The sequence below is a fragment of the Alcaligenes sp. 13f genome (genome assembly GCF_020496585.1).
Taxonomy (GTDB): domain Bacteria; phylum Pseudomonadota; class Gammaproteobacteria; order Burkholderiales; family Burkholderiaceae_B; genus Alcaligenes; species Alcaligenes phenolicus.
Genome location: NZ_JAHKKC010000029.1, coordinates 38,371 through 44,370 on the forward strand (window position 1 = coordinate 38,371; position 6,000 = coordinate 44,370).

Here is a 6,000-nt window from a genome sequence, read left to right on the forward strand (position 1 = left end):
GGGTGGAAAATAAATAAAAACCCGCATGAAGCGGGTTTTGTTTTTTTAAAGCGTTCTGGGTAGCCAAAGAATAATTTCGGGGAAGATGGTCAAAATGACAATTGCCAAAATTTCCAATGCTACAAATGGCAGAGCACCCCGTGTAATCTGCTGTAGCGATATTTGCGGAGCAATGCCCTTGATCACATACAGGTTCAAACCCACCGGCGGCGTAATGACGGCCATTTCGCAGGCAATAATCATCACAATGCCAAACCATAGTGGATCGTAGCCCAGTGTGACAATGACTGGCAGTAAAACAGGGGTCGTGATCAGGATAAGGGAAACAATATCCAGAAACATGCCCAAGACCATCAAAAATAGCAGCACGAACAGAAGAATGACCCAGGCTGGCTGAGACGATGCCGTAATCATGGCCACCAGTTTTTGCGGAATCATCAAGCGGGTCATGATGTAGCCAAACAGCAGCGCTGCGGCCAGAATCAGCAAAATCATGCCACTGGTGACGGCGGTGGAACGCAGAATCTGCAGGGCCGTGCGCCAGTTCATTTCCTTGTAGGCAATGGCAATGAGGAACGCGCCTGCAGCACCAATACCGGCAGCTTCTGTTGGAGTAGCAATGCCCAGATAGATCGTGCCCAGCACCAGCAAAATCAGCAAGGAAGCGGCCCAGATGTCTTTCAGGGCGGCCAGTTTCTGTGCCCAGGTAACGACTTCCGAATTGCGCGGTGCGGACTCTGGCTTGAATATCGCAACCAGAGCGACATAGATCACCATCATGACGGTGACCATTAAGGCGGGTAGCAAGGCACCAATGAACAGCTTGCCGATGGATTGGTCAGCCATTTCGCCATACAGCACAAAGCCAATGCTGGGTGGAATCAGCAAAGCCAGGGCACCGGCCGCAGCAATCGTGCCGCCAGACAGGCTGGGCGAGTAACCACGCTTGAGCATTTCTGGGATGGCAAAGCGACCAATCGTGGCGGCACCCGCCACGCTGACCCCGCTCATGGCACCGAAAACGGCCGAGCTGCCCACACTGGCTACAGCTAAACCACCGGGCAGGCGGTTCAGCCACAGATAGAACAGCTGATACAGCTTGCCGCCAATACTGGTGCGGGCAATGACCTCACCCATCAGAATGAACAGCGGAATGGCGATCAGGGAATAGCTGGCCATGCCTCGGTGCAAAGTGGCGGGAATGACGTCCAGGCCGCCCAGGCCGGATTTCATCAGAATGCCGGAAATACTGGCGACACCCAGTGCGGCAAAAATGGGGGTGCCGATAACCATCAGGATGGCAAAGCAGGCCATCATCAGGCTGAAAATGAGCATGGAATCCATGTCAGAACTCCTTGATGCTGTCGTTGGATTCCACACTGTTCGGGATGAACAGCTGGCGCAGAGTAGCCAGGCCCAGCAAGGTGCCGCCCAATGGGATCATGCCGTAGGCAATCCACAGGGGGAAACGCAGCATGGAGGCCGAGCGGTAGTTACGGGCAATCGCTGTTTCCACCACGGAAATACCGGCCCACAGCAGCACCAGGCAGAAGAACAAGATGCACAGCTGCGAAATGCAGGTGGCCAGGCGCTGGCCGCGTGGCGAGAAGCGCATGTGGAAGGCTTCAACACTGACGTGGCGGTTTTCCAGGTGAACCCAGCCGATGGACAGCCAGGAGCAGACCAGCAGCAAGTACACGCACACTTCGGTGATGTAGATGCTGGGGCTATTAAAGACGTAGCGTGCAATGACGCCGTAGGTGCAGGCAATCATCAGAGCGGCCAGTGCAACTTCGGCCACCAGAATGGCGAGCCGATTGCTACCGCGCGCAAATGCGCCCAGAAAATGAATAAGTGGATTCATGGTGTCTCCACACGAGGGATGCGCGCCGGTTTGTGGTCCGGCGCGCAGTCACGCGTGATCAGGGCTGGCGGGTTTTTTCGATCAGTTCCAGATAAGCGGGACCGTTCTCAACCTGCTTGCTCCATTCATCAATGGCGGCTTGGGTTTGCTGACGCATTTCGGCCAGTTGAGCGGGCTCAACACGGTTGATGGTCACACCGGCTTGCTCGTAGCGTTGCAGGGCCTGGCCTACAAAGGCGTTCACGCGCTCAAACTGTTCTTCGTCGCGCTGGTGGGCGGCCTTGCTGATGATCTCTTGCAGATCAGGTGGCAGGGATTCCCACTTCTTGCGGTTGATGGTCAGCACGGACACATCGATACCGAAGTTGGCGATGGACAGGTACTTGGCCACTTCATACAGGTTGCGGCCAATGCCGGTCAGCAAGGGACGTGGGGTGGCGTCGATCACGCCACGGTCAAAGGCCAGGTACAGCTCGGAAGATGGCATGCCGGTAGGCGAGCCCCCCAGCAGTTGCAGGGCGCGTGCGTCCATGGAGCTGGTCGATGCCCAGACTTTGCCCTTGATGTCCGCGGCCGAATTGATCGGTGCCTTGCGGCTGTAGAACTCGTACGGGTCCCAAGGGGCCAGGCCCAGCACCACGGCATCGTGGGTGTCACGCAGTTCCTGCTCGGCACCCAGCTTGAACAGACCTTGATCCAGGGCACGCTTCAGGTGAGCCGTGCTGTCAAACAGAAATGGCAGGGTAAAGATGTTCAGCGCCGGCACGGTACCGCTGGGGTAGGTGCTGGTCATGTTGACGATGTCCACGTCACCACGGGACAGGGCTGGCAGTTCCTCGTAGCCGTCAAACAGCTGGCCGGAATGGAACACATTGATCTTGATACGGCCCTGGCTTTCTTTTTCTACGGTCTGGACGAAGTTCTCGATGGGTTTCCAGGCGTATTCGTATGCGGGTGGCAAGTAGGTTGAAAAGGTCAGTTCGACTTCTTGGGCGTGCGCAGGCGAGATGCCCAGCGCCAGGGTGCAGGCGGTCAGCGCCGCTGTCAGGGCTTTTTTCATGGATGTCTCCTGTGGTTTCTTTTTTTGTGTGCTGTTAAAGCGTATGTAAATGAGCGATCAAGTCGGCCGAGGGCAGGACTTCGGCGTACTTGCTGGCCATATCGATCAGATTGCTGCGGTGTTGGGCTGCCGAGCGGTCAGCCACCGCATCTTCAGCCACGAACGGGGCAAATCCCGACTGCAGGCTGTCCACCACGCTGGCACGCACGCAACCGCTGGTGGTGGCACCGGCCACAATCAGCATGTCGCAGCCCTGATGGGCCAGCAAGGCGGGTAGCGGCGTGCCGTAAAAGGCGGAAGCCTGGGTCTTGTACAGGATGATGTCTTGTTCGGGGTCGTAGTCCAGCCGCGGGTCCAGCTCACAGGCAGGCGAACCACGCAGCAGGCAGCGCAAGGACGAGGCCTTGGTCAGCCACAGATTGGCGTCGGCCAGATGGGCTTCGTAGCCGATGATGGTGAAAATAACGCGACCCTTGCCACGCATGGCGCGAATCAGGGTGTTGGTTTGTTCGATCTGGCTGTCGCAGTTCGAGGCCAGTGGCGTCAAGCCAGGCTCGGTAAAGCCGCGTTGAAAATCGATAACGACCAAAGCCGGTTGTTGCCCCATGGGCAGGGTGCCGTCAAAGCCCCCTTTCAGATTGTCGCTGTCGCGCATCTTGTTTCTCCCCTCACTCTCTATTCCTGACTTAAATAATCAGGTTCCGTATTATGTGCGTAGTCTGTCATCGCTAATGACGTGAGTACAGCGTCAAATTGCGATGGTGCTATCGCAATTGATGATGGCAGAGTGCTTGTCGACCCGCCCTTCCTAGGATGGAATACTGGCTTATGAACATCGATCCCAAATCTTTACGGCTGTTTTTATTGGTGCTGGAACGCGGCACCATCTCGGGGGCGGCCGAGCAGTTTCATATTGCGCCTGCCGCGGTCAGCAAGCGCCTGAGCGATCTGGAGCAGCAACTGGGCGCAGCCCTGATCGAGCGCAGCAACAAGGGTGTGTATCCGACGGCAGCGGGCAAATCATTGGCGGCCATGTCCCAGCGCCTGCTGGACGATATGGATGCCATGGGCGCGCTGATGCGCGACTTTGCCGGCGGGGCCACTGGGCACGTGCGGATTGCGGCCAACCTGTCGTCCATCACGCAGTTTTTGCCGCAGGCCTTAAGTTCTTTTATGGCGCGTCATCCCAAAGTGCGCGTGTCGCTGGAAGAGCGGATCAGCGCCGGAGTGGCTCAGGCGGTGGCTGACAATAATGCTGATCTGGGTGTGCTGATCCGAGGCGTAGGCAGTGCCGAGGTGGAGTATTACGACTATCGTCAGGACGAGCTGGTTCTGCTGGTGCCTGCGTATCACCCTTTGGCGGGACGGAAGGAACTGCCTTTTGCCGATACCCTGGATTTTGACTATGTAGGCATGCACACCGGCAGTCACCCCAATCTTTTGCTGTTACGTGCCGCCAGCGAGCTGGAACGTACCTGGCGTTGCCGTGTGCAGGTAACCAGCTACGACGCTCAATGCCGCATGATTGAAGCGGGCCTGGGAATTGGTGTGCTGCCGCGCTCTGTGGCCCAGTCCTATGTGCAAAGCCTGGGCCTGGCGATGTGTGTGATCAAGGAGCCCTGGACGTCGCGTCGCGTGGCGCTGTGTGTGCGCAGCCGCTATAGCTTGTCGCCCGCCGCCCGCCTGCTGATGGACCACCTGTTGCAAAATTGATGCGCCTGTCGTTTCCCGGCAAAGCCTGCAAAGGCAGGCTGCAAGCCGTTCTCGACCTTATATCGGTGTAACGTAGTTCTTAATGAGAATGACTCTTGATATTTTCAGGTTTCTTGATAATAATAGTTCTCATGTTTATCTGCATATGTAACGCGATCACCGAGCGTCAAGTACAAGAAGCAGTACGTGGCGGCGCTTCCAGCCTGGCAGACCTGCAAGGTCAGCTTGGCGTGGCGTCTTGCTGTGGCTGCTGCGCGGAGACGGCTCAGGACTATTTGCCCGGCGGACGCTATGCCAATCAGACCATGATTGCCAGTCTTGAAACCGCCCGGGTGGATTACGCTGCCAACGACAGCCTGATTCCTGCCCCTGAGTTCGGCCGTCTTGTTTGCCGCGCCTAAGCGCGTGTTTTTGATCAGGATTTTCCATTTCCGCTATTGCTAGTGGGAATGATTGTTATTGTTCCTGTTACTAACCCAAAAGTGCAACGCTTTCTGGGTGTTTAGCTGTTTTTTTAAGCCATGGCACATGCGTGCATGGTAGCCTGTCACATTCATCCCCCACTGTGTTTTTGCCTGCATCGCGCCTGCGTGCGATCTGTGGCGTGAGCAGCATTTGTGGGGGCTCGGCGGCTCCTTGGGGGGAGCGCCGTCAGATTTACAGGAGAACAGCATGTTTGGCGATAAAGTGGTAATTCAGCATCTGAACAAGCAGCTAAAGAACGAACTAACAGCAATCAATCAATACTTCTTGCACGCTCGCATGTTGAACCATTGGGGCTTTAACAAGCTGGGCAAACACGAGTATGACGAGTCCATCGGCGAGATGAAGCACGCCGATATGCTGATCGAACGTATCTTCATGCTGGACGGCCTGCCCAACCTGCAGGACATGCACAAGATCATGATCGGTGAGAACGTGCCTGAACTGCTGGGCTGTGACCTGAAGCTGGAACAGGCTGCCCGTCAGACCGTGGTAGAGGCTATCGAGTACTGTGAGTCCACCCGCGACTACGTGTCGCGTGATTTGTTCTTGAAGATTCTGGACGATACCGAAGAGCACATCGATTGGCTGGGTACACAGCTGGAGCTGATCGAAAAAGTGGGTCTGCAAAACTACCTGCAATCGCAGATGGGCGACCACGAATAAGTCTTTGTTTGGTCAGACCAAAAAAAAGCACCCGTTACTAACGGGTGCTCAGACTGCTGATAAACCCCTGGTTTTGCGCCCTGGGGTTTATTTTTTTGTTCTCCCGCCCAGGCGATGAGGTGTCGCTCACGATTCTACGGTTTTCGGTCGATCAGGCCTCAGATCACACCATCAGGCCGTTTGCGGGCCGGGGGCAAGCTCGCAGGCGCGTGAA

General features: G+C 56.3%; 7 protein-coding genes. 3 read left to right on the top strand and 4 right to left on the bottom strand.

The window, feature by feature from the left end; all coding sequences use genetic code 11:
• Positions 1-45: 45 nt before the first annotated feature.
• From KOE80_RS18035 to KOE80_RS18050, 4 genes are read right to left on the bottom strand one after another with little or no spacing between them, the layout of a single operon-like run.
• On the bottom strand, positions 46-1,344 hold the full coding sequence (locus KOE80_RS18035) for a TRAP transporter large permease (RefSeq protein WP_081251448.1): 1,299 nt from the start codon (positions 1,342-1,344) through the stop codon (positions 46-48).
• A gap of 1 nt (position 1,345) precedes the next feature.
• A complete protein-coding gene (locus KOE80_RS18040) occupies positions 1,346-1,864 on the bottom strand; it encodes a TRAP transporter small permease (protein ID WP_026483845.1) in 519 nt (172 codons plus the stop codon).
• Between the two features lie 58 nt (positions 1,865-1,922).
• On the bottom strand, positions 1,923-2,924 hold the full coding sequence (locus tag KOE80_RS18045) for a TRAP transporter substrate-binding protein (protein WP_042484740.1): 1,002 nt from the start codon (positions 2,922-2,924) through the stop codon (positions 1,923-1,925).
• Between the two features lie 34 nt (positions 2,925-2,958).
• Complete coding sequence (locus KOE80_RS18050; RefSeq protein ID WP_026483844.1) at positions 2,959-3,579, bottom strand: isochorismatase family protein; 621 nt, start codon at positions 3,577-3,579, stop codon at positions 2,959-2,961.
• Positions 3,580-3,752: 173 nt separating this feature from the next.
• On the opposite strand from KOE80_RS18050, the gene KOE80_RS18055 reads away from it, so the two are divergent.
• The 3 genes from KOE80_RS18055 (at position 3,753) to bfr (ending at position 5,786) form a co-directional block, all read left to right on the top strand.
• Positions 3,753-4,637, top strand: coding sequence for a LysR family transcriptional regulator (locus KOE80_RS18055; RefSeq protein ID WP_226349660.1), 885 nt, complete (start codon positions 3,753-3,755; stop codon positions 4,635-4,637).
• A 131-nt stretch (positions 4,638-4,768) separates the two neighbouring features.
• Entirely contained in the window at positions 4,769-5,038 is a 270-nt protein-coding gene (locus KOE80_RS18060) for a (2Fe-2S)-binding protein (protein ID WP_009460253.1), read from the top strand.
• A 271-nt stretch (positions 5,039-5,309) separates the two neighbouring features.
• The gene (bfr, locus tag KOE80_RS18065) at positions 5,310-5,786 is read left to right on the top strand and encodes a bacterioferritin (protein WP_009460252.1); all 477 of its coding nucleotides are present in this window, start codon (positions 5,310-5,312) and stop codon (positions 5,784-5,786) included.
• Positions 5,787-6,000: the final 214 nt, after the last annotated feature.

Coding starts and splice junctions, on each gene's coding strand:
- KOE80_RS18035 (WP_081251448.1), bottom strand. CDS start 1,344: ATGGATTCCATGCTCATTTTCAGCCTGATGATGGCCTGCTTTGCCATC.
- KOE80_RS18040 (WP_026483845.1), bottom strand. CDS start 1,864: ATGAATCCACTTATTCATTTTCTGGGCGCATTTGCGCGCGGTAGCAAT.
- KOE80_RS18045 (WP_042484740.1), bottom strand. CDS start 2,924: ATGAAAAAAGCCCTGACAGCGGCGCTGACCGCCTGCACCCTGGCGCTG.
- KOE80_RS18050 (WP_026483844.1), bottom strand. CDS start 3,579: ATGCGCGACAGCGACAATCTGAAAGGGGGCTTTGACGGCACCCTGCCC.
- KOE80_RS18055 (WP_226349660.1), top strand. CDS start 3,753: ATGAACATCGATCCCAAATCTTTACGGCTGTTTTTATTGGTGCTGGAA.
- KOE80_RS18060 (WP_009460253.1), top strand. CDS start 4,769: ATGTTTATCTGCATATGTAACGCGATCACCGAGCGTCAAGTACAAGAA.
- bfr (WP_009460252.1), top strand. CDS start 5,310: ATGTTTGGCGATAAAGTGGTAATTCAGCATCTGAACAAGCAGCTAAAG.